Below are 20,388 nucleotides of genomic sequence, written 5' to 3'. Positions count from 1 at the left end.
GGCCCTACCTGTCGTCGGAGGAGAGGATCCGCATGACGCAGTGCATGCCACAACCGGACGCTCCGGGCAAGATCGTCATCCTCAACGGTCCTCCACGGGCCGGGAAGTCCAGCATCGTCACCGAGATCCAGAACAGCTTCGACGGCGTGTGGATGAACCTCGGGGTCGACCGGTTCAAGGCGATGACTCCCGAACGCTTCCAACCGGGAATCGGGTTGCGACCGGGAGCCGAACGGCCGGACCTCGAGCCGCTGGTCGTGACGCTGTACCGCGCCATGTACGACGCCATCGCGGCACACAGTCGGCTCGGTCTGAACGTCGTGGTGGACGCGGGTCACCACGACCACTACTCGGCCCCGCTCGGAATCCTTCGCGACTGCGCCGATCGGCTGCGAGGCCACTTCGTGCTGTTCGTGGGCGTCCGTTGTCCGGTCGAGGTTGCCCTCGAACGCCGACGCGCCACCTGGGGCGGTGTCGGCTACCGGGAGAGCACGTCCATCGCCGACCCGGTGAGCCTGTGGCACGAGGCGGTCCACGCCCACGGCGGCTACGACCTCGAGGTCGACACGTCCGTGCTCAGGCCGCGAGAGTGCGCCGACCTGATTCGCCGGCGCATCCAGGACGGACCACCGCCGTCGGCGTTCCAGCGCCTGAGCTGAACGCGATCACGTGTGACGTGTGCGTCGAAAAGGGTGTGAGCTCTCGGCGTCGACGCGAGTAACCTGCGGCTCGCCGGGCTGAGCTGCCCGTCGGCTCGCGTTCCGCATCCTCTCGCTCCGGCACGTGTCGCGGCCGAAGACCTGCGAAAGGAATGCGTCGAGTGAGTGGAGCCCCCGACCTCGTCGCGGTCTTCCTGCGGTGGATCTGGTATCGGGCTCTGCTCCACAACGGCTGGTGGCTGGTCACCAGCGTCTATCTCGTCGTGGACGCGGGGCTCTCGGCGTCCCAGCTCGTACTCGTCGGAGTCGGCCAGGGAATCGTCGCTCTCGCCTTCGAGGTCCCAGCCGGTGTCGTCGCCGACACCATCAGCAGGAAGTGGTCCCTCGTCATCTCTCATGTGCTGATGGGTACGGCGATGATCGCGACGGGACTCGTCACCGACTCCGGGCTCGTGGTCGCGACGCAGATGCTGTGGGGCCTGTCCTGGACCTTCGCCAGCGGCGCCGACGTCGCGTGGATCACCGACGAACTCAACGAGCCCGCCCGCATCTCCACCGTGCTGATGCGGTCCGGGCGCGCCCAGCTGACCGGCGCCGCGGTCGGGATGGTGGCCCTTGCCGGCCTGGCGTCGCTGACGCAGCGGAGTACGGCGATGGTGGTCGCCGGGGTGGCCATGCTGCTGCTCGGCCTGTACGTCGTGTTCCGCTTCCGCGAGGCGCGCTTTGTGCCCGCCTCCGGGCGGCGGTGGTCGGCGTCGTGGTCGATTCTCGTCCGTGGATCGACGCTCGTGCGCCGCAGTCGGGCGATCCTGGTCATCTTCGCCGCGACGTTCCTGGTCAACGGTGCCGCGGACGCTTTTGGCCGGATGTATCCCCGGCAACTCGTCGACCTCGGATTCCCCGCTGACCCGGTGGCATGGTTCACCGGCCTCGGCGTCGCGACCCTCCTCGTGGGTGCGGTTGCCTTCCGGATGGTCGAGCGTCGCATCGAGGACGCGCGCGCGGTGCTGCGCTGGTACGTCCTGTCCTGTGCGCTGGGTGCGGTCGGACTGGTTGGACTGGCCGGCGCCCCCGAGGACGTCACAGGTAGTGCCGCCGTTCTGCTCGTCTCGGGCATCGCCCTGCCGCTGCTGCGGGTCATCGGCACCATCTGGGTCAACCGGGAGACGAGTGACGACGTACGCGCGACAGTGCACTCGTTCCTCGCCCAGGCGGAATACTTCGGCGAGATCGTGTGCGGGTTCGCCGTCGCCATGGTCGCCAGGCTGTCCGGGCTCCCGCTGGCGCTGGTCGGCTGCGGTGTGCTGCTGGCGTTCACGGTCGTACTCGTCCAGGGTCTCTACGCCCGGCCCGCGCTTCGGCAGGACGTCATGGACAATGGCCGGTCATGACGCGGGAGAACGACGGTGCGGTCGGTGGGCAGCGCTCGGGTGGGCTGTTTCTGCTCCAGATGGCCGGGCAGAGCGGGATGGGAAAGAGCACGATCGCCGGTCACCTCGCCAGCCAGACCGGCGCGGCGGTCCTCGACCTGGACATCATGAAGTCGACAGCGTTGGATGTCGGCCTCGAGTGGGACGTCGCGGGCCGGTTGGGCTTCGAACTCTCCTGGTCGCTCGCCGACTCGCTGCTCGCAAACGGCACGAGCGTGATCCTCGACAGCCCCTGTCGGTTCGAGCGGATCATCGAGGAGACGACCCGGATCGCCCAACGGCGTGCCGCGGCCTACTGCTTCATCGAGTGCGTCATGCCCGACACGGACGAACTCCGGCAGCGCCTTCGGTCGCGGCCTCGCCTGCGTAGCCAGATGGTGGACGTCGGCGTTTCGTCCTCCGACGCACCCGCCCAGCGCACCGTCGCGGCCCAGGTACGAGCCAATGGCGCGGCGGTGCTGGACACGAAGTACCCGGCGGGTCCGTGGCTCCAGCTGGACACCACGCAAGAGCCGCGGCGCTGCTTCGAACTCGCCCTCGGCTACCTGCGGGAACGCCGAGCGGTGGGTGTTCTGACCGACGAATGACGCCGGACGGTGTGAGGGTCAGGTGAGAGCCGCGAGCCAGGGATGGCCGTCGCCCCTCGTCTCGGTCAGGGCGTGCGCGAGCCACACCCGGGCCCCGGTGGGCAGCAGGGGCAGCGTCGCCTCGAAGTCCGCCTGATCTTTGGGGCGCGTCTGCAGCCCCTTGAACAGCAGGACCAACTCGGGACGGAGATACGGGATGCCGTCCGCGCTGTGTGCCACTGCCTCGTCGTACGGGCGGCGGATGTGGCGGTCACTTGCGCAGATCCAGTTCTTGCCGTCGTCGGGGATCCGCATCACATCGATCCGCCACATGCCGCTCGCCGGGTCGCGCACCATGGTCTGCTGATATTCGAAGAACGCGCTACCAGCGCCGTCGACGGGCCAGAAGCCCTCCCTGCCGGCGACGAAGAACTCGTACGCTTTCAGCCGCTCCCGGATGAGGTCGAAGTCCCACAGCGGTGTCGCGATCTCGAGATCTTCGTGCTCCCGGCTTTGGTGGCCACGAAACAGGTCGAGGGCCCATCCGCCCACGACGCACCAGCGCGCGGGTAGATCGTGAAGCAGGCAAGCGATGGTCGGGGGGGTCCCAGGCGTCCCACGCCTCGGGATCCAGCTTGATCGGGTCGGCCAGCACGCTGGTGAGAATAGACCTTCATTCGAGGTCGTCGTCGACCTCCGGGCTCGGCCGCCTGCGCTCCTCTCGCCGATCGTCGATGACCAGAGCCTTGGTGCCCGCGTTCTGTCGACGGGTGAGGCCTTCGGATCTGTGGTGGACGTATTTCGGATCCATGCGGAACTTCTTGATCTTCGTCTTTGCCGGGCGCATCTCAGGCCTGCCCACCGAAGGCGGGCAGGCCACAGCGCCGCGCGTTGGAACGCACGGTGAACGTCTCCCTGGAGCGTCAGAAGGGACGGAGTCCCTCCAGCGCCGGAGAAGACCGCCGCAGCAGGTTCTACGGAGGAGCCTGGATGCTGGGATCGCCTACGGAACGAGGCGAGAATCCGTCGGTCTGACACCGCACCGGAGGGTGAGATGGACCGTGGCAACCGTCATGACGAGACTCTTTTCCTGTGTGCAAAGGAGAAGAAGGCGGGCGCGCCAAGCAGTCGGTACGAAACGGGCTGGCGAGGCCGGTCGCCCAGAGCGCGAAGAATCGCGTGAGCCGCGGCGGATCGCGTCGTTGGACGCGTCGCAGCGGGGATGAGGGAAAGCTCAGCGGCAGGAAGCCGCGGAGGTGACCGTCGCGTGTGCACATCTCATGGTTGCCGGTCTCCTCTCGCACTCGTCCGTGATGGTTGGGGTCATGGTCCCAGCCGTGTGACCGAGGCGGCAACGCAATATCGAGCCGGGGTAGCGTCGGCGCGATGAAACGCCGACGTCCCGGTCCAAGTAGTCGTCAAGACGATCTTGACGTAGCTGGATGCTGCTTGACCATAATCGGCGGGACACGGCCTGGCCCACGACGAGACGGTAGGGTCGCCGCGAATCGAGTACGCACGGCCGACTGGGAGGCGTGACGTGACCGCGAACATCCGGCGGTTCGAGGATCGGGACGTGGACCCCGTGGTCGGGCTCTCGCTCCGTGCGTGGGGACCGGTCTTCACCTCCATGGCCAACGTCCTGGGGTCGGCGATCTTCGCCCAGCTGCACCCCGACTGGGAGTCCGGGCAGGCCCAGGCCGTCAAGGACGTCTGCGCCTCCCACGTGGGCAACGTGTGGGTCGCCGAGGTCGGCGCGCAGGTCGTCGGTTTCGTCGCGATCGAGTTCCACCAGGACGGTCGTACGGGCGAGATCTCCATGCTGGCGGTCGACCCTGACGCTCAGAAGCAGGGCGTCGGAACCGCGTTGACGGAGTTCGCGCTCGCCCGGATCAAGGACGCCGGGATGACGATGGCGATCGTGGAAACCGGCGGCGATCCGGGACACGCGCCGGCGCGACGTACGTATGAGAAGGCCGGCTACACGCTGCTGCCGATCGCGCGGTACTTCAAGGCGCTCTGACGCGGCGGCTGCCGACAGCGGGGTCCCGCCCGTTGTGCGGTGACCAGCGGGCGGCTGCGATCGTGGCTGCCATGACTCGGACGCGACACTCTTACTCTCACGGCGACCTGGTCGTCGTGCTCGACTGCGCGGACCTCGACAGGGCGGCGGACTTCTGGACCGCCGCACTCGGGTACGTCAGGACCGGCCCCGCGGGCCCGACGTACCTGAGTGTGTATCCGCCCGAAGGTGCCGGCTGCGAGATCCTGCTACAGAGGGTGTCGGACGAGAAGCGTGCCAAGAATCGGCTCCACTTCGACCTGCGGACGCGGGATCTCGCGGCCGAGGTCGATCGCGTCCTGGCACTGGGCGCGACGCTGGTGACGGACCAACCGATCGAGGAGTCGGGCTGGCTCTGGCACGTGCTCGCCGACCCGGACGGCAACGAGTTCTGCGTTCTGCAGCCGCCAGAGTCGTACTGGCAGGACTAGGTCTAGTTGTCGCTGGGTGACACGGCGAAAGCGTCGGAACTCCAGGCGCGCAGCCGCTGGTCGAGTGGTCCGCTGCCCGCGAGGACGTGCCGGACGTACGCGTCCCGTTCGTGGGCGAGGACGGCCGCCTCCCACACGCACGGCGCCAGCCCGACGGCGGCCGGACGCAGCGACGTCGGGGTTCGGACGGGTCCGGTGAAGATCGCCAGCCGTGACATGTACCCCTCGACCCAGCTGTGGACGAGTACGTAGTCGCCGTCGCCGCCGGCATGCAGGATCACGCAGCCGAGGCCGAGCGAGCCCATGTCGAGGTCCTGGCACAGCTGGTCGGTCGCGAGGTGGAGGGCGTGTTCCCACGTGTCCAGGGTGACCGTCCGGCCGGGTGCCTCGATGGCGTAGACCTTCGTCAGTTGCCCGCCCAGGTCGTCCAGGCCGAGAAGCGTCGTACGGCGGTCGTGGTAGGCGGCGGCGAGTTCGAGCAACGCGACGCGGTCCGGTCGCGCGCCGTGGCGGCCGTCCAACTCGGCGAACACGCCGAGGCGACGCTCGTGGGAAACCTGGTGGTCGATGCCTTCCGGCATACGCTCCCGTCCTCTCGTGCACGAGTGGGCTCTCAACCTATGCGGCCTCGGTGACGGGGCTGCGCTCGGGATGGGGTCGGCTCGGCCTACTGCCCGCGACACCAGGAGGCGACGGCTTGGACGTCGACGGGTCCGCTGGTGTCGACGCGGAGCACCGGGCCGAGTCCGAGCGGCCCGCTCTGCGCCCCGGCCGGATCGGGCTCCTGGACGTGCCTCCTCGTGGGGGTCCGCGGAAGCCTTCCGTGGATGGGGTGCTGGGAAGGCCAGCGTTCCTCGCGTCGTCTCCGGGCGAGTTCCGGCGGTACGTCGCACCAGATCTCCAGCGGTCGGGCCACCTCCGCGTTCGCGAGGCCAGCCTCGACGTGGTGACGCATACCGGCGGGCAGCGGGCTGTCCACGATGCCGCCGCAGGGAGACGTGCCGAGGAGGTTCCACATGGTCTGGCTCGCGGCCGCTCCGAAGAGTGCGTTCCACTCCCGCTGCGATCGCCCGTCCGGTGGAGTGGCTCCGAGGATGTCCGCCCACGTCTCCTTGATCAGGTCCTTGCTGAACAGTGGCAGCCCGAGCAGGTGGGCCAGGGGGCGCGACAGGGTGCTCTTCCCCGCCCCGGGCAGGCCGTTGACGAGGACGACCAGCCGGTCGTCCGAAGGGCGGTCAGCTTCGGGCATGGCCCTGTGCGCGCGCCCAGTGTCTGGCGCGCTCGAGGAGTGCCACCACCGTGTCCGCCTTCGCTGCCGAGTAGGCCCGCAGCCATCCCGTCCCTTCGGCCGCGAGTCGTTTGGCGGCGGCGTACTCCTGCACCGCTTCAGGGGCACTTCGCAGGAAGTCTCGCAAGGCGAGGTTGTCACGCCAGAGGTCGCCGTTCAGCTCGACGACGTGGGCGTTGGACCAGGGGAGCGTGGTCCGTCGCCGCAGATACTCTCGCCCCGGCGCGCCGTGGCCGCGTAGGTATTCGTAACCCGTCAGATCGGTGATCTGCTCGGCGACTGCGCGCCGTTCGGTCTCGGCGCATCCCACCATCAGATCGATCACCGGCTTGGCCGCGAGCCCTGGGACGGACGTCGAACCGATGTGCTCAACGGTGGCCGGCGCCACTCCCAGTGCGGCACACAGATCGTGCCGAAGCGCCCGGCCTTCCGCCAGCCACTCCGACCGCGCGGCCACGACCTCGATCGGCTCGTCGACAGGATGCACCCCGCCATCCTGGTGGGTTCTCCTGGCAGCCGGCAACCGGCAACCCTCGCGGCGGATGCGCCGACGTCGAGGGGGAGGGAGAACAAGGGAATGGAGCGCTTCACCGGGATCGAAGTCTCATCGGCGCTGCTCTTCCTTCAGGCCCAGGATCGCTCTGATCGCGGACGAGGACCACTCGTCGAACAGCGACCCGTCGAGGGTGGGAAAGAGGTCGTACTGCGCCACCACCGCCCAGTGCAGAAGGACGAACCTCTCGATGCCACGGGTGCTCGCGTCGACGTGGGGCCTCGGGTCGATCCCCAGATCGGTCAGAAGGGACACCAGGTCGACCTCCGGCGGCGCGATGACCGGGCGTTGCCAGTCGACGATCCGGTAGCCGGCGTCGGTGACGAAGATCTGGTCAGCCCTGAGGTCGCCGTGTATCAGGCGCGGGGACTCGGTGATCTTGGCGAGCACCGGCGGCGAGGCGACCCAGTCCGCCAACTTCTCGACCATGCTGACGTCGGTGGACGGGAAGCGCCGGTTGACGACGAGCTCGTGCAGCTTCGCCAGGGTGCCCTCGACAGCTGAGGCCCAGGCCTGCGGCGTACCGAGATCGAGATAGACGGGGAGGTCCCCCGCGATCTCGCCGATCTGATTCACCACCTCCCGTGCGCGGTGCAGGAGTTGGTCCTCGGTCTGGTGCGCATCGTTGACTCCGGGCGCGTCCAGCCAGTCGATCAGTATGGTCCGGCAGTCGGCGTAGCGGTCCAGGACGCGATGCCCGAGCAGGAGTGGAGAGGTCGCCGCTTGGTAGAACTCGGGCTCGACGGTCGGCGGGAGTTGGGACTTGTACGCGAAGGTTCGGCCGTCGGTGAACTCCAGCCGCTGCACCCACGACAGCGGCCATGCGTGGATCGTCGTCCGGCTGGCCACTTCCGCGCCGACCACCTTGGCCAGCTCAGCGTCGTCGCACATCACGAGACGCGGCATGGACGGGTGAGTCTGCATCCCCGGAGTATGGCCCAGCCCACCGACATGGGCGTCCGGACCGACCAAAAGGTGAGGTGGCGACACAGATGCTCGTGTCATGATCTGGCGCGGGTAGCTGCTCCCTACACAAGAGGAGACTCCGTGCCACCGACGCTTCTTCTGCTCACGGGACCGGCCGGTTCAGGAAAGTCCACGGCCGCGGCCGCCTGGGCGGCGCGCGGCGGCTCGCCCCGAGCCGCGATCGACGTGGACGCGATACGTCTGTTGATCCGGGCCGGTGTGGCACGCCCTGAGCATGGCTGGACGGCGGAGACCGAACGCCAGTGGAACCTGGGTACGAAGCTGGCGATGGCCATGGCCGGTGTCTATCTGGCCGATGGAGTCGACTGTGTCGTCGACGTCTACGCGCCGCCAGGTCCTGGCGACCCGTGGGAGAAGGCCAGGGCCGAGCTCCCCATCCAACGTGTGGTGTTGTTGCCCAGCTTCGCCGTCTGCGTGGACCGGAACAGGACGCGAAACCGGCAGCCCTTCCTGGAGGAGGAGCGCCTTCGCGGTAACTACGACGACTTCGAGTGGTGCGTACGCCGGAGCCGGCCCGCCCACGTGATCGACAACGGCGTTCTCACCGTCGAGGAGACCGTCGACGCCGTCGAGGCGGAACTCGCGCTCATGTCCTGATCGTCGGTGCTCCCGCACGAGAGAAAGCATCGTGTCAACTCAGCCTTGCGGAGGCTGGCGGGCTATGACGTCGGCAGGATCGCCGGTTGCCAGTTGCCGTCGGCATCGAGGACGTGGTGGGCCCGAAGGAAGGGCGGCGGACGGTCGTCTGCCGCCAGGATCGCTGGCCAGTCGTCGAGCAGGGGATGCAGGAGCGGTGACACCTGCGAACGCGGCAACCGGGTCGGGTCCAGCCAGGCGACCGCACTGATCCCGTCCGTCAGCAGCGGAACGAGAGGGGCGAGCGGATCCTTCGGCCACGCCGCGAAGGTGAGGATCAGGCGACGGTGGTGACGTTCGGGCCATTCGTGCAGGCAGGTGGCGACGAGGGGACCGACCTCCACCGCCAGGCCGGCCTCCTCGAACGTCTCGCGCGCCGCGGCCTCCTCGACGCTCTCGGCGCCGTCCACGTGCCCACCGGGTATCTCCCACCGGGTGACGCCGAGGCGTTGGTGCCGTAGCATCAGCAGCGCGCCGGCATTCTCGACCAGCGCGAATCCCGTCACCCGTGTCGTCCACATCAGCCCACCCGCCGGCACGTCACCCGCGAACGCATCAGTTGTCCCTGCCCTGCCAGGTGGTGACGCACGCCTCGTTGCCCTCGACATCGGCAAAGACCCAGAAGGCCGGGGCGGCCTCGTCGTCGATGAGGACGCCGCCTGCCGCGAGCGTGGCGGCGATCCGTGCGGGCGCCTCGTCATGCGGGACGGAGACGTCGAGATGGATCCGGTTACGCTGCGGGCGCGGCGCGCTCATCCGCTGGAACCAGATCGCCGGCCCCTGACCTATCGGGTCGACCAGCGGGTCGGTCGGCCCCGACCGACCGGGCTCGTCGACGTAGCCCGTCACCGCCTTCCAGAACGGCCGGACCGCCGCGATGTCGATCGCGTCTATCGCGATCTCGATGGCCTGTACCGACCGGACGGTGTCGTCGCCGGACTCGGTGCGGAGCCCACGATCCCGTACGGCAGCCGAGATGAGCCGCGCGACGTCCACGTCCCGCGACGTCACCGCCGCCACCGAGGACGTCTGGAGCATCAGGACCACCCGGTCCCGGCGCAGGTCGATGCGCAGATGGTCGTCCGCGTGCTCACCGGCGGCCTCGACCACCCACGCGGCGACCTCGACGGACCGTGCGAAAGTCTCGACCCGCACCCAGGCGAACAGGGTGCCCAGCACGTAACGCCAGCCGAGATCCGACACCGCCTCGGACGCCGCGGTGCGGGTGAGTCTGGTGATCTCAGGTCCTCCGGGCTGCATGGGCACTAGTCCTTGATCTCGGTATGCGCGGCGATGATCTGCTCCGCGACCTTCTCGATGTGGGGAAGGAGGCCCTCGATCTCCGCGATCCTGCGCTGGCAGTCGGCGTAGGAGCGGAGACCGAGGTCGGCGAGCAACTCCGTGTTGCCCTGTTCGAAGCGCTCCAGGGCGGCCGCGGAGCCGCCGTGGTCGAGGACCATCAGACACTTGCCGTAGGTGACGGCCATCCAGAACAGCGCCTCGCGGTGGTCGCCCCGGTCGATCATCTCCCCGCTGCCGTCGATGATGATCGGACGTGCGGCCGCGCTCAGGTCCGACGCCCAGTAGAACGGCGAGTCGCGGACCTCACTGGCGGCGTCGAAGACCTGGGCGAGCTGGTCCAGATGATGCGCGACCCGCGCGGCGCTCAGGTCGGCGCATCCCACCGTCGCGAGCAGGGCCGGATAGAGATCGAGGTGGCCGAACTCCGCGAGGAGTTCGCGGGTCGCGAGGTACCTCTTGCGTACGGTCGGGTTGCGCAGACCGGCCACGAGCAGCACGTACGTCGACACTCCTGCCGACATCAGGCAGCTGAGGCCCTGGCCGCGGAACGGCTGCGACTCGTCCAGGTCCCGCAGGCGCTCGGACACGAGCGATCGGGCGTGCTCGGTGCGCGCCCGTACCCACGCGCGAGTGGCGAAGTCGCGGGAGACGGCGGCCTGGAGGGCGGTCAGCTCACCCGTCGGGTCGAGGATGATGTTCGGTGTGCGGAAGTTGCCGGCCAGGTGGAAGTGACCGAGCACGTCCTGCGCCGACTGGACCTGCTCGGCGGGGAGATGGGTGACCTCGAGGATGAGGCCGCGGTAGGAGAACTTCCCGGGCTTGTCGGTGCCGTCGGCGTCGTTTCGGACGACGGTCACGTCGACGTCGGAGCTGGGCGGAAGTACGGCCTCGTCGGGGAGCCAGTTGGTCGAGCCGGTGAAGAACGCGCCGTGGAAGCCGGGCGTACGCCTGCCCTCCTCGGCGACCCATTGCCGGGCGAGTTCCTTGGCTTCCCGGATGATCATCGCGCTCCTCGCGTCCCCGTCGATGGCGTCCAGCGGCTCGGTGACACTACCCCAGCCACGTGGGGCAACGGACAGTGACGAAGTGAGGCGAGGAGTCGACCCGCGACCCGGTCAGACGAGCTGGTGCAGCCGGCCGGTGTCGACGTCGTACATGAAGCCGCCGACCGCGACGGACTCGGGGATGAGCGGATGGGCTCGGATCCGGGCGACGTCGTCGCGCAGCGCGGCCGTCTGGTCCTGGATCGCGCCGAACGTCTGCCAGGAGGCGTCCCGGCCGCTGGCCTGGCTGACCCGCTCCCGGATCTCGTTCTCGGACCCGCTGGCCATGGCGCACCGGGTGTGAGGGACGACGAGGACGCGGTCGACGCCGAGCAGGCTGACGGCCACCACGAGCGCCACCAGCACGTGGTCGTCGACCCGCCCGCCGGGGTTGCGCAGCATCTTCGCGTCACCCGGGCGCAGGCCGAGCATCCCGAGTGGGTCGATGCGGGAGTCCATGCAGGTGACGACGGCGACGCCGGCATGGGCGACCCCGTCGAAGCCGGCGAGTTTGAAGTCGTCGGCGTAGCGCGCGTTGGCAGCGAGGAGGTCATCGAACGAGCCGGTCACACCACTGACGCTAATAGGCGGCGGCCGGGCGCGTGCCGCAGGCCCGGGTTGACAGGCCGTCGCGACGCTGCGTGTGCGCTCTGGTGAGCTGCGTGCGACGAGGAAAAGGTCGTCCGGCGACTCCCCGGCCCGGGCGCACCGACCAGGTGGCCGGGCCGGACGCGGGCGCGCCTCAGCTGGGTCGGGCCCGGATCGGCCCCGCCTCCACCAGCGCACGAGCCGTGTCGTAGGGCAGCCGGGGCGGCACGTACTCATGCCACCAGTCGGTGCCGGCCTCGGCGAGCGAGGTCACGTAGTCGATCTCCGCGTCCAGGTCGTCACGCCGCTCGCGCCCGCCCACGGCCACGACGAAGGTGTCGTCACCGCGGCGTTCGCGCGCGTCGTGCCGCAGTGCGCGTACCTCGTCGGCGGTCACGTCGCGCCACGTCGGCGGGGGTGTGCCGTACAGGCACGCGCCGTCCCAGCGCAGCGCCCGCTCCCGCGGCCCCCGTCTGGTCAGGCACCCACCGACCCAGATCGGGATGCCGGGGCGTTGCAGCGGCCGCGGGCGCAGGGTCGCGTCGCTCAGGTCGAGGTGGGAGCCATGGAACGTCGTCTCCTTGCCCGACCAGAGGGCGTTGATCACCTCGATGGCCTCGTCGAGGATCTCCGCCGCCGACCGCGCGGTGAGCGCATCGCCGCGCGCCCGGACGTCGTCGCTCGCCGGGTCTCCCGCGCCGACACCGAGGACGAACCTGCCGCCGGAGAGATGGTCGAGGGTCATGGCCTCGACCGCCACCCGCGCGGGTTGCCGCAGCGGCAACGGGGTCACGAGCGTCCCGAGTCGCACGGTGTCGGTGGCGAGCGCGATGGCGGCCAGGGTCACCCACGGATCGAAGGACTCCAGGCCGCCGGGGAAGAACACGTAGTCTTCGAGGAACACGCCGTCCCAGCCGGATGCCTCGGCCAGGGCTGCCATCTCGGCCATCGTGCGGGGGTCGCCCCACGAGCCGGCCGAGGAGATGTCGAGTCCGTATCTCATGTCGCACCTCCAACCGCCACCAACGGTAGGCCGATCCACCGACAGGTGCATCCGACACGTGACCGCTGCACCGATCACCCCAGGTCAGGCGTCAGGTCAGGCGTCCGGTCAGGCGTCGGGCGCCAGGTGTCGGGTCAGCCTCCGAACCGGCGGTGTCGGGCGTCGTAGGAGCGCAGTGCGCGGAGGAAGTCCACGTGCCGGAACCCCGGCCAGTACACGTCGCAGAAGTACAGCTCGGAGTAGGCCGCCTGCCACAGCAGGAATCCCGACATGCGGCGTTCACCGCTGGTGCGGATCACCAGATCCGGGTCGGGCTGGCCCTTGGTGTAGAGGTGCGCGGAGATGTCGGCCGAGGTCAACGTCTGGGCGAGGTCGGCCAGCGTCCGGCCCGCGTGTGCCTCGGCGTCGAGCAGCGAGCGCAGCGCCTCGGTGATCTCCTCCCGGCCGTCGTAGCCCACCGCGATGGTCAGGTGCGAGTCCGTGTCTCGTTCGGCGGTGGTGTCGCGGGCGATCTTCAGCGCGTGCGCGGTCGAGTCGGGGAGCTCGTCGAGGTCGCCCGCGAGGTGCACCTGCCACCGGCCGGCGTTGTTGGCGAGGCGCTCGGCGATCACCCGCTCGACCATCTCCATGAGGAACCGCACCTCGTCCGACCCGCGCTTGTGCAGGTTGTCGATCGAGGCGACGAAGATCGTGACCCGCCGGATCCCGGCCTCGGCGCACCACTCGAGCACCTTCTCGACGTGCTCGGCGCCGTAGCGGTGGCCGACGCTCGGGTTCTCGAACCCCATCTCCCGGGCCCATCGGCGGTTGCCGTCCATGACCAGGGCGACATGGCCGGGAACCGCTGCCCCGGCCAGCTGTCGGCGAAGTCGACGGGCGTACAGCGCGTAGAGCAGGTCCCGGAGAATCATGTGAATCAATGTAACGGCGAGCGACCTCGCGGATGCGCGAACGCGGTGCTCCGGGCGTGCCGACGCCTCACCAGGTGACCGGCAGTTCGGTGAGGGCGCCGATCACCAGGTCCGTCCGCCGCTCGATCTCGGCCGCCGGCACCGCGAGTCGCAGGGTCGGCACCCGTCGCGGGATCGTGGCGAAGGCCACCTGGAGCTCGATCCGGGCGAGGGGCGCGCCAAGGCAGTAGTGCGGTCCGTGGCCGAACGCCAGGTGCGGATTGTCCTCCCGTCGTACGTCGAAACGGTTCGGCTCGGTGAAGACCCGATCGTCCTGGTTGGCCGCCCCGCGAGCGAGAACGACCAGGTCGCCGGCCCGGATCGTCTGCTCCGTGCAGGCGATGTCGGCGCGGGCGTAGCGCGGGGTGCCAGCGGAACCGGACCTTGTCGTTGTCGTTTCCGGGATGGGAAAGGGTGCCCGGAGGATCTCCTCCACGGCACCTGCGGCGAGGTCCGGATCGCCCCACAACGCTGCCCGCTGCTCAGGGTGGAGGTCGAGGAGCATGATGCCCTTCTCGAGCGCGGTGGCCGTGGTCACGTGACCGGCGAAGAGGAGGAGCATCGAGAATCCCACGATCTCCTTCTGTGTCAGCTCTCCCGTCTGGTCGGCAGCCGCCACGAGGTCGGAGATCACGTCCTGCGCCTGCTGCCGTCGCTTGACCTTGACCAGGTCGTCGAGGTAGGTGAGCAGGCTCTGCAGGCCGGCGTCCGCCTTGGCGCGGTCGGTCCGGTGGGCCATGTCCTCCGACCAGACCCGGAACCTGTCCCGATCCTGGGTCGGAACGCCGAGCAGTTCGGAGATCACCAGGGCGGGCAACGGGAAGGAGAAGGCCTCGTGGAAGTCGACCGGGGGAGTCCGCTCGAGCAGGTCGTCGAGCAGGCTGTCAACGAGGACCTGCACCCGTGGTCGCAGGGCTTCCATGCGACGCGCGGAGAACGCCTTGCTGAGCGCCCGTCGCATCCGGAGGTGGTCGGCGTGTTCGGTTTCGAAGGTGCCGGAGGGGCTCCCGACGAGGGCCGTCTCGAAGAGCCGTGGCGCTTCGTCGGGCCGTGGATGCGAGCGGCCCAGCCGGCTGTCGGCGAACAGCGAGCGTACGGCGTCATAGCCGGTGACCAGCCAGGCCGGGTCTCCGGCGGCGGTCGTGATCTGGGTGATGTCCGGCTTGCTGCTCATCGTTTGATCTCCTTCTTCGCGGCGATGCCCCGAGCCTCGGTAGGGACGTCGACGTCGACGTCGACGTCGACGTCGACGTCGACGTCGGCCAGGGCCTCGGCCGGGACGCCGGCGCGACGGCCGCGTATCCGGGAGCGGTACCAGTACAGGCAGGCGCCGCCGATCCCGAGGACGGCCCAGCCGATCGGGCGGGAGAGCGCCAGGAACGTCGCCGTCGGCAGCGTGAGGGCCAGCACCACCATGGCGAGCGCGTGGGCCACCAGCGTGCTCCCCACCAGGGCGGTGAACACCATCGACGTACGACGCCACGCCGGGTCGGCGGTCACCGCCGTCAACTCCGGCCTGCGCGCGGCGAGCAGGCGCATCACCAACAGGTGCAGGGGCCTGCGTACCGCGACCGAGCCCAGGCAGACCAGGCCGAGCGGCCCGGTCACGACCGAGTCCTGCAGCTTGAGCAGCAGTGCGTTGCCGCCGGAGACCAGCTGGAGGAGCACGACGATGCCGAACCCCACCACGGCGATCACCCCGAACGCGTCCAGCCGCCGGCGCCACAGGAGCTCCGCGGCGGTGAGGACGACCGGGACCGCGCCGGCGATCGCGAGCGCCGTCACGTCGCCGCTCACGTGTGGACGCAGCAACACGTACAGGAGCAGGGGAACGGCGCCGTTGAGCGCGATGCTGGGCAGCAGCCGCCGAAGCCGCACCCGAGACTGAGCGTGGGCGGTACTCATCGGCGGCCACCGCCGATCAGCCTGGACACCGGCAGTCCTCGCCGGTACCGGACGGCCGCGAGGATCCCCGCGACGACGAGCACGACACCACCCGCGACCGCTGTCCACGGGCTGTCGCCGAGTAGGTGCCCGAAGCCCATGACGATCAGGGCCGCACCGATGACGGCCAGACGTAGAACCATGATCTCCTCCGTTCGGTGGGCCGCTCGGCGCTCGTCGGACGACTCGCCGGGGCCCGCATCCGCACCACGCGGAGCGATGTCCAGAGTGCGGGCGGAGACCCCGTGGCGTCGTCTGCGCAGGGTGGGAGATCCGCCGACTCGCTTCGGTCGACCCGTGGTCGCAGCGGCCCCCACCCACGGGTGCAACTCGTCGCCTGCTCGACCTCCACCCGGAGGTGGACGACCCCGCGCCGGCGCCGGTACTACCGTGATGCGGTGTCCGCGCACTTCTCCCCGGCCTCGACGATCACTGCCCTCGAAGGCGATCGGGGCCACCGTCACGGCCTGCTCCTGTGGGCGCGGCCCGCCGGATTCGCCGTGCTCGTGGTCGCGCTGACCCTCGGCGCCCGCAGCGAACCACGGCCGGGCCTGCACGGGGCGGGACTCATCGTTCTCCTCGCCCTGTTCGGCGGCGTGGTCGGGAGCGCCGGCCTCATCGCGAGCGCCCTCGGCAGGCGACTGCCCCTGCTGTTCCGGATCGTTCTCTTCGCCGTCCTGGTCGGGAGTTCGGTGACTTTGGTCTGGATCGTTCCGGACGGCCCGGGTTTCGTCGGCGGCTTCATCGCCGCGGTCGTGGCGGCCTCGACGCTGCCCCGCCGGGCAGGCGCCGCCGTCGCCATCGGCACGCTGGTGGCTCTCGGCGCGGCGGGGATCCTCGGCGCCGACCGTCCGTTGACGTCGATCCTGGTGAGCGAACTCGGCGCGGTCGCGTTCTACCGGCTCGGGATCTACGCGCGCCAGCTCCGGGCACGCACCGTCCAGGCGGAGACGCTGCTCGTGGAGCTGGAGAGGAGCCGGGAGGCTCAGCTCGGCGCGGCGACGCTGGCAGAACGCCAGCGGCTCGCCCGCGAGATGCACGACGTCCTCGCGCACTCGCTGTCCGGTCTCCTTCTGCATCTGGAGGGCGCCCGCCTGCTCGCCGTCCGCGAGTCGGTCGATCCGCGCCTGACCGACACGATCGAACGCGCCCGGCACCTGGCCGAGGCGGGGTTGGGCGAGGCGCGGCAGGCCATCGGCATGTTGCGGGACGAGGACCTGCCCGGACCGGAACGGCTGCGGGCGCTGGCTGGTGAGTATTCACGCGACAGCGGCGTCCGGTGTGACCTCGAGGTCTCGGGTACGCCGCACGACCTCGGACCGCAGACCCGCCTCACGCTCTACCGCGTCGCGCAGGAGGCGTTGACCAACGTCCGCAAGCACGCCCGACCCGACCACGTGGAAGTCCGGTTGGGCTACGAACCCGGCGGCACCCGGCTGAGCGTCGAGGACTTCACGACGGACGCGGGACCGGCCGACCATCGCGGCGAGCAGAACCCCGACAACCGGCAGCTCGACGACGAGCGGCTCGACGACCATCAACTCGACGACCGCGGGTACGGCGTGAGCGGGATGCGCGAGCGAGCCGAACTCCTCGGTGGCACGGTCACCGCGGCGCCCACGGGCAACGGCTTCCGGGTGGTCCTGTGGGTGCCTGGAGGGCACGGATGAGTGAGGACACACCGATCCGGGTGCTGCTCGCCGACGACCAGCGCGTCGTCCGCGAGGGCCTCGCGATGCTGCTGGACCTGCTGCCCGGAGTGGAGGTCGTCGGCGCCGCGGCCGACGGCGAACAGGCGGTCGAGCTGGCCGGCCGGCTCCGCCCCGATGTGGTGCTGATGGATCTGCGGATGCCGCGCTGCGACGGCATCGAGGCGACCAGGCGGGTGCGGGAACGCTTCGACGACGTCCAGGTCGTGGCGCTGACGACGTACGCCGACGACCGCTCCGTCCTCGACGCCCTGCGCGCCGGCGCCCGGGGTTACCTCACCAAGGACGCCGGAGCCGAGGAGATCCGGGCCGCGCTCCACCAAGTGGCCGGTGGCCGCGCGGTGATCGACCGGGCCGTCCAGCACCACCTGGTCGAGGCGATCGCCGCGACCTCGCCTCCGAGCCGGCCGGAGCCCGTACCGGAGCGACCCGACGGACTGACACCTCGCGAGACCGAGGTGTTGGTGCTGGTCGCGGAGGGCCTGTCCAACACCGAGATCGCGGCCCACCTCGTGGTGAGCGAGGGGACGGTGAAGACCCACATCAACCATGTCTTCGCCAAGCTCGGTGTGCGCGACCGCGCCCAGGCCGTCAGTTACGCCTACCGCACCGGCCTCGTCCCACCCGCCACCGACAGCTAGCGGGCGGCGGACGGCACCTGTCAGGAGATGTAGGAGCGGAAGTCGCGCACCAGGTCGAACGGCGCGCACAGGGCCGGAAGCACCCGCCGGACCAGGTGCTCGGCGGCGTCCATGCCGGCGTCCCCGTTGGTCAGCACGACGACGCCGGTTCGCCGGACCGGCGATCCCGCGGCGAACGCCTTGAAGCCGGGGTTGTCTCCCCAGTGCCAGAACACCTGCTCCGCACCGACGCTCCGGCCCAGTCCCCAGCCGAGGCCCCACGCGAGCGGTCCGGGCAGCCGTACCTCCGGAGTGAGCATCGCGTCCACGTCCGCACGCGTGAGTGGTCCCTCGCGGGCTGGGTCCATGAGGGCCGCGAGGTACCGCGCGAAGTCGATGGCCGTGGTGTGCAGGGACGACGCGGCGTTGGTCGAGGGATCCGGCTTCGGGACAGGTGCGTTCGTGTCCGTGTGCCCCGACGCGGTTCGACCGGCCAGGGCCGGACTCCACGCGAAGGTGCTGTCGGTCAGGCCGAGCTGCATCAGCACCCTGTCGCGTACGTAGTCGCCGAACGGTCGGCCGGTCACGTGCTCGACCACTCGTTCGAGCTGGACGAAACCCTCACCGGAGTAGCCGAACCGGACACCGGGCGCACGGATCAGGGTGAGCCGCTCGCCGGGCCGGCGCCAGTTGGGGTAACCGGTGGTGTGGGTGAGCACCATCCGGACGGTGATCTTCGTCGTGGCGGGCTCGTGCGGCAGGTACGGCGCGGGGAGCAGGGCGTCCAACGGCTGGTCGAGATGGATCCGCCCTTCCCGCACGAGGAGAAGGACGGTGTATGCCGTCAGTGGTTTGCTCAGCGACGCCGCTTCGAAGAGCGTTCCCTCCTCGACCGGAGCGGACCCGGTCATGGCACGCACGCCGTAGGAGCCGGTCCAGATCGGGGCGTCCCCGTCGACGACCGCGACCGAGACACCCGGCACAACCGGGTCGGCCACGAAGCGGCGGGCGTCCGCGTCGAGGTCGCTGAGGAACGCTGCGTCGCTCACGCGGGCGGACCGGCGGCCCGCGCGGCGGCGACGACGGTGTGCCGGAGGAGCAGCGCGGTGGTCACCGGACCGACGCCGCCAGGCACGGGCGTCAGCGCGGACGCGACCGGAGCGACCGCCGCCTCGTCCACGTCGCCGACCAGCCCGCCGTCGGGCGTCGGGTTGGTGCCGACGTCGATGACGACCGCACCTGGGCGGACGTGCTCGGCACCGATCAGTCCGGGCCGGCCGACCGCGGCGACGAGGACGTCGGCCTCGCGGCAGATCGACGGAAGGTCGCTCGAGCGCGAGTGGCAGACCGTCACGGTGGCGTTCTCGGCCAGCAGCAGCATGGCCGCGGGCTTGCCCACCACCATCGACCGGCCGACCACGACGACCCGGCGCCCGACCAGGGGGATCTGTTCGTGCCGCAGGATCTCCACGACCGCCTGGGCGGTCGCGGGGGCGAAGGCCTCCGCCGAGCCGGCCGCGAGCAGTCCGAAGGAGGTCGGGCTAGCGCCGTCGACGTCCTTGGCCGCGGCGATCGCGCCGCCGAGGTTCGCCAGCGTCGCGCCCGGGGGCAGCGGAGTCTGACAGATCACGCCGTGGACGTCCTGGTCGGCCGAGAGCGCGGCGAGTTGGTCGGCGATGGTCGTGGGGGTCGGTTCGTCGAGTTGCTCGATCAGGCAGCGGATGCCGAGCCGGTCGGCGGCGCGGGCGATCGAGCGGACGTACCACGCCGTACCCGGGTCGGTGGTGGGGACGACCACCGCGAGGGCGGGAACGATCCCGTCGTCCAGGAGGCTCGCGACGTCGAGCGCGGTCTGTTCGTGGATGACCCGCGCGACGGCCTTTCCGTCGATGAGCCGGCTCACTGGTTGATCTCCCGACGTACCTCGGCGACGAGGGTGCGGGCTCGGTCGGCGACGCGGAGGTGTTCGGCCAGCGCCGTTGCCAAGGGTTCCTTGACGGCGGCGTCGCGGAGGGAGCCGAGGTTGATCTCGACGTTGACCGCCGCGGACTCGACCGCCGCCACGGCGGAACTGGCGGCCACGGCCACGTCGGAGAGGACGTTGGGGTTGGAACGCCCGGGCAGGGACTCCGCGAGCTCGATCACCTCGGCGGCGGTGGCCGCGATCTCGAGGGGTACGCCGGCCGCGGCCTCGGTCGCGGACCGGATGGCCGCGCCCCGTTCGGCCTTCTGCTCCGCGGTCTCCTTCGGCAGCCGGTACGTCGCCATCAACGCGGTGAACGCGGCGGCGTCGTCGGCGGCCAGCCGGATCGCCTTGTGGCGTAGTGCCTCAGCACGGTCGCGGACGGAGACGGCGTGCTCCTCGTGCGCGGCGTACGCGGACTTGCCGATGGTGAGGTTGGCGACCATCGAGACCAGCGCGGCCCCGATGGCGGCGTGCATCGCGGCTGCCGCGCCTCCGCCGGGTGCCGGCGCCGAAGAAGCGAGTTGGTCGAGCCAACTCCCGATCGTCTCGTCGTTCATGCCGCCTCGCTCGTCCACGCTCGTTCTCGCTCGCCGTCACCACAACCGGCCGTCTCGCAGAGCATCGTAACCACGGGTCACCGAGCGCCCGGGC

General features: G+C 70.1%; 26 protein-coding genes. 8 read left to right on the top strand and 18 right to left on the bottom strand.

Annotated features, from left to right (window positions below; all coding sequences use genetic code 11):
- Positions 1–32: 32 nt before the first annotated feature.
- The 3 genes from HEB94_RS45460 (at position 33) to HEB94_RS45450 (ending at position 2,676) form a co-directional block, all read left to right on the top strand.
- Positions 33–659 (top strand): chloramphenicol phosphotransferase CPT family protein, encoded by a 627-nt coding sequence (locus tag HEB94_RS45460; protein ID WP_238361796.1) that lies wholly within the window; start codon positions 33–35, stop codon positions 657–659.
- Positions 660–820: 161 nt separating this feature from the next.
- On the top strand, positions 821–2,050 hold the full coding sequence (locus HEB94_RS45455; protein WP_337918430.1) for an MFS transporter: 1,230 nt from the start codon (positions 821–823) through the stop codon (positions 2,048–2,050).
- A complete protein-coding gene (locus HEB94_RS45450; RefSeq protein ID WP_192755578.1) occupies positions 2,047–2,676 on the top strand; it encodes a P-loop nucleotide/nucleoside kinase family protein in 630 nt (209 codons plus the stop codon). Before HEB94_RS45455 ends, HEB94_RS45450 begins: the two co-directional genes overlap by 4 nt.
- A gap of 18 nt (positions 2,677–2,694) precedes the next feature.
- Here HEB94_RS45450 and HEB94_RS45445 read toward each other — a convergent pair whose 3' ends face one another.
- Both HEB94_RS45445 and HEB94_RS45440 read right to left on the bottom strand, forming a co-directional pair.
- Positions 2,695–3,240, bottom strand: a complete 546-nt coding sequence (locus tag HEB94_RS45445; protein ID WP_420481619.1) for a nucleotidyltransferase domain-containing protein — start codon at positions 3,238–3,240, stop codon at positions 2,695–2,697.
- A gap of 88 nt (positions 3,241–3,328) precedes the next feature.
- Positions 3,329–3,466: a hypothetical protein gene (locus HEB94_RS45440; RefSeq protein WP_192755576.1), complete on the bottom strand. Its 138-nt coding sequence runs from the start codon at positions 3,464–3,466 to the stop codon at positions 3,329–3,331.
- Positions 3,467–4,195: 729 nt separating this feature from the next.
- Here HEB94_RS45440 and HEB94_RS45435 point away from each other — a divergent pair.
- The gene (locus HEB94_RS45435) at positions 4,196–4,678 is read left to right on the top strand and encodes a GNAT family N-acetyltransferase (RefSeq protein ID WP_337918429.1); all 483 of its coding nucleotides are present in this window, start codon (positions 4,196–4,198) and stop codon (positions 4,676–4,678) included.
- Positions 4,679–4,749: 71 nt separating this feature from the next.
- The gene (locus tag HEB94_RS45430; RefSeq protein WP_192755575.1) at positions 4,750–5,148 is read left to right on the top strand and encodes a VOC family protein; all 399 of its coding nucleotides are present in this window, start codon (positions 4,750–4,752) and stop codon (positions 5,146–5,148) included.
- Positions 5,149–5,150: 2 nt separating this feature from the next.
- Here the strand turns inward: HEB94_RS45430 and HEB94_RS45425 are convergent, their stop codons facing one another.
- The 4 genes from HEB94_RS45425 to HEB94_RS45410 form a co-directional block, all read right to left on the bottom strand.
- Positions 5,151–5,729 (bottom strand): hypothetical protein, encoded by a 579-nt coding sequence (locus tag HEB94_RS45425; protein ID WP_202896883.1) that lies wholly within the window; start codon positions 5,727–5,729, stop codon positions 5,151–5,153.
- Between the two features lie 86 nt (positions 5,730–5,815).
- Entirely contained in the window at positions 5,816–6,397 is a 582-nt protein-coding gene (locus HEB94_RS45420; protein ID WP_192755574.1) for a P-loop nucleotide/nucleoside kinase family protein, read from the bottom strand.
- Positions 6,384–6,923 carry a GrpB family protein gene (locus HEB94_RS45415; RefSeq protein ID WP_192755573.1) on the bottom strand — a complete coding sequence of 180 codons (540 nt, stop codon included), beginning with the start codon at positions 6,921–6,923 and terminating at the stop codon, positions 6,384–6,386. The genes HEB94_RS45420 and HEB94_RS45415 overlap by 14 nt, the downstream gene beginning before the upstream one ends.
- 117 nt (positions 6,924–7,040) lie before the next feature.
- On the bottom strand, positions 7,041–7,913 hold the full coding sequence (locus HEB94_RS45410; protein ID WP_192755572.1) for a phosphotransferase: 873 nt from the start codon (positions 7,911–7,913) through the stop codon (positions 7,041–7,043).
- Between the two features lie 123 nt (positions 7,914–8,036).
- Here HEB94_RS45410 and HEB94_RS45405 point away from each other — a divergent pair, with 123 nt between their 5' ends.
- Positions 8,037–8,573 (top strand): ATP-binding protein, encoded by a 537-nt coding sequence (locus tag HEB94_RS45405; RefSeq protein WP_192755571.1) that lies wholly within the window; start codon positions 8,037–8,039, stop codon positions 8,571–8,573.
- A 62-nt stretch (positions 8,574–8,635) separates the two neighbouring features.
- Here HEB94_RS45405 and HEB94_RS45400 read toward each other — a convergent pair whose 3' ends face one another.
- From HEB94_RS45400 to HEB94_RS45360, 9 genes are all read right to left on the bottom strand, one after another.
- The gene (locus HEB94_RS45400) at positions 8,636–9,133 is read right to left on the bottom strand and encodes an NUDIX hydrolase (protein WP_192755570.1); all 498 of its coding nucleotides are present in this window, start codon (positions 9,131–9,133) and stop codon (positions 8,636–8,638) included.
- Positions 9,134–9,167: 34 nt separating this feature from the next.
- Positions 9,168–9,872, bottom strand: coding sequence for a VOC family protein (locus HEB94_RS45395; protein WP_192755569.1), 705 nt, complete (start codon positions 9,870–9,872; stop codon positions 9,168–9,170).
- A 5-nt stretch (positions 9,873–9,877) separates the two neighbouring features.
- Positions 9,878–10,918, bottom strand: a complete 1,041-nt coding sequence (locus tag HEB94_RS45390) for a hypothetical protein (protein WP_192755568.1) — start codon at positions 10,916–10,918, stop codon at positions 9,878–9,880.
- A 111-nt stretch (positions 10,919–11,029) separates the two neighbouring features.
- Positions 11,030–11,527: a beta-class carbonic anhydrase gene (locus tag HEB94_RS51900; protein WP_337918428.1), complete on the bottom strand. Its 498-nt coding sequence runs from the start codon at positions 11,525–11,527 to the stop codon at positions 11,030–11,032.
- 172 nt (positions 11,528–11,699) lie between these two features.
- Positions 11,700–12,548: an LLM class flavin-dependent oxidoreductase gene (locus HEB94_RS45380; protein WP_192755566.1), complete on the bottom strand. Its 849-nt coding sequence runs from the start codon at positions 12,546–12,548 to the stop codon at positions 11,700–11,702.
- A 134-nt stretch (positions 12,549–12,682) separates the two neighbouring features.
- Positions 12,683–13,459 carry a polyprenyl diphosphate synthase gene (gene uppS, locus HEB94_RS45375; RefSeq protein WP_192755565.1) on the bottom strand — a complete coding sequence of 259 codons (777 nt, stop codon included), beginning with the start codon at positions 13,457–13,459 and terminating at the stop codon, positions 12,683–12,685.
- A 67-nt stretch (positions 13,460–13,526) separates the two neighbouring features.
- A complete protein-coding gene (locus tag HEB94_RS45370) occupies positions 13,527–14,672 on the bottom strand; it encodes a cytochrome P450 (RefSeq protein WP_192755564.1) in 1,146 nt (381 codons plus the stop codon).
- Positions 14,669–15,403: a VC0807 family protein gene (locus HEB94_RS45365; protein WP_192755563.1), complete on the bottom strand. Its 735-nt coding sequence runs from the start codon at positions 15,401–15,403 to the stop codon at positions 14,669–14,671. The genes HEB94_RS45370 and HEB94_RS45365 overlap by 4 nt, the downstream gene beginning before the upstream one ends.
- Entirely contained in the window at positions 15,400–15,585 is a 186-nt protein-coding gene (locus HEB94_RS45360) for a hypothetical protein (RefSeq protein WP_192755562.1), read from the bottom strand. Before HEB94_RS45360 ends, HEB94_RS45365 begins: the two co-directional genes overlap by 4 nt.
- Before the next feature lie 255 nt (positions 15,586–15,840).
- On the opposite strand from HEB94_RS45360, the gene HEB94_RS54020 reads away from it, so the two are divergent.
- On the top strand, positions 15,841–17,112 hold the full coding sequence (locus HEB94_RS54020; RefSeq protein ID WP_192755561.1) for a histidine kinase: 1,272 nt from the start codon (positions 15,841–15,843) through the stop codon (positions 17,110–17,112).
- On the top strand, positions 17,109–17,792 hold the full coding sequence (locus HEB94_RS45350) for a response regulator (protein ID WP_192755560.1): 684 nt from the start codon (positions 17,109–17,111) through the stop codon (positions 17,790–17,792). Before HEB94_RS54020 ends, HEB94_RS45350 begins: the two co-directional genes overlap by 4 nt.
- A 20-nt stretch (positions 17,793–17,812) precedes the next feature.
- On the opposite strand, the gene HEB94_RS45345 is transcribed toward HEB94_RS45350, so the two are convergent.
- The 3 genes from HEB94_RS45345 to HEB94_RS45335 are packed head-to-tail and all read right to left on the bottom strand — an operon-like array spanning position 17,813 to position 20,294.
- Positions 17,813–18,820 (bottom strand): serine hydrolase, encoded by a 1,008-nt coding sequence (locus tag HEB94_RS45345; protein ID WP_192755559.1) that lies wholly within the window; start codon positions 18,818–18,820, stop codon positions 17,813–17,815.
- Positions 18,817–19,674, bottom strand: coding sequence for a tetrahydrofolate dehydrogenase/cyclohydrolase catalytic domain-containing protein (locus HEB94_RS53085; RefSeq protein ID WP_192755558.1), 858 nt, complete (start codon positions 19,672–19,674; stop codon positions 18,817–18,819). The genes HEB94_RS45345 and HEB94_RS53085 overlap by 4 nt, the downstream gene beginning before the upstream one ends.
- A complete protein-coding gene (locus tag HEB94_RS45335; RefSeq protein WP_192755557.1) occupies positions 19,671–20,294 on the bottom strand; it encodes a cyclodeaminase/cyclohydrolase family protein in 624 nt (207 codons plus the stop codon). The genes HEB94_RS53085 and HEB94_RS45335 overlap by 4 nt, the downstream gene beginning before the upstream one ends.
- Positions 20,295–20,388: the final 94 nt, after the last annotated feature.

This window comes from Actinopolymorpha pittospori, from assembly GCF_014873875.1.
Classification (GTDB): domain Bacteria; phylum Actinomycetota; class Actinomycetes; order Propionibacteriales; family Actinopolymorphaceae; genus Actinopolymorpha; species Actinopolymorpha pittospori.
Note: the sequence above shows the minus strand (reverse complement) of the source record. Positions and strands in the feature narration are given on the sequence as shown.

Coding starts and splice junctions, on each gene's coding strand:
- HEB94_RS45335 (WP_192755557.1), bottom strand. CDS start 20,294: ATGAACGACGAGACGATCGGGAGTTGGCTCGACCAACTCGCTTCTTCG.
- uppS (WP_192755565.1), bottom strand. CDS start 13,459: ATGATTCTCCGGGACCTGCTCTACGCGCTGTACGCCCGTCGACTTCGC.
- HEB94_RS45390 (WP_192755568.1), bottom strand. CDS start 10,918: ATGATCATCCGGGAAGCCAAGGAACTCGCCCGGCAATGGGTCGCCGAG.
- HEB94_RS45350 (WP_192755560.1), top strand. CDS start 17,109: ATGAGTGAGGACACACCGATCCGGGTGCTGCTCGCCGACGACCAGCGC.
- HEB94_RS45395 (WP_192755569.1), bottom strand. CDS start 9,872: ATGCAGCCCGGAGGACCTGAGATCACCAGACTCACCCGCACCGCGGCG.
- HEB94_RS45440 (WP_192755576.1), bottom strand. CDS start 3,466: ATGGATCCGAAATACGTCCACCACAGATCCGAAGGCCTCACCCGTCGA.
- HEB94_RS45400 (WP_192755570.1), bottom strand. CDS start 9,133: ATGTGGACGACACGGGTGACGGGATTCGCGCTGGTCGAGAATGCCGGC.
- HEB94_RS45425 (WP_202896883.1), bottom strand. CDS start 5,729: ATGCCGGAAGGCATCGACCACCAGGTTTCCCACGAGCGTCGCCTCGGC.
- HEB94_RS45380 (WP_192755566.1), bottom strand. CDS start 12,548: ATGAGATACGGACTCGACATCTCCTCGGCCGGCTCGTGGGGCGACCCC.
- HEB94_RS45360 (WP_192755562.1), bottom strand. CDS start 15,585: ATGGTTCTACGTCTGGCCGTCATCGGTGCGGCCCTGATCGTCATGGGC.
- HEB94_RS45450 (WP_192755578.1), top strand. CDS start 2,047: ATGACGCGGGAGAACGACGGTGCGGTCGGTGGGCAGCGCTCGGGTGGG.
- HEB94_RS45460 (WP_238361796.1), top strand. CDS start 33: ATGACGCAGTGCATGCCACAACCGGACGCTCCGGGCAAGATCGTCATC.
- HEB94_RS45410 (WP_192755572.1), bottom strand. CDS start 7,913: ATGCAGACTCACCCGTCCATGCCGCGTCTCGTGATGTGCGACGACGCT.
- HEB94_RS45420 (WP_192755574.1), bottom strand. CDS start 6,397: ATGCCCGAAGCTGACCGCCCTTCGGACGACCGGCTGGTCGTCCTCGTC.
- HEB94_RS45430 (WP_192755575.1), top strand. CDS start 4,750: ATGACTCGGACGCGACACTCTTACTCTCACGGCGACCTGGTCGTCGTG.
- HEB94_RS45365 (WP_192755563.1), bottom strand. CDS start 15,403: ATGAGTACCGCCCACGCTCAGTCTCGGGTGCGGCTTCGGCGGCTGCTG.
- HEB94_RS45370 (WP_192755564.1), bottom strand. CDS start 14,672: ATGAGCAGCAAGCCGGACATCACCCAGATCACGACCGCCGCCGGAGAC.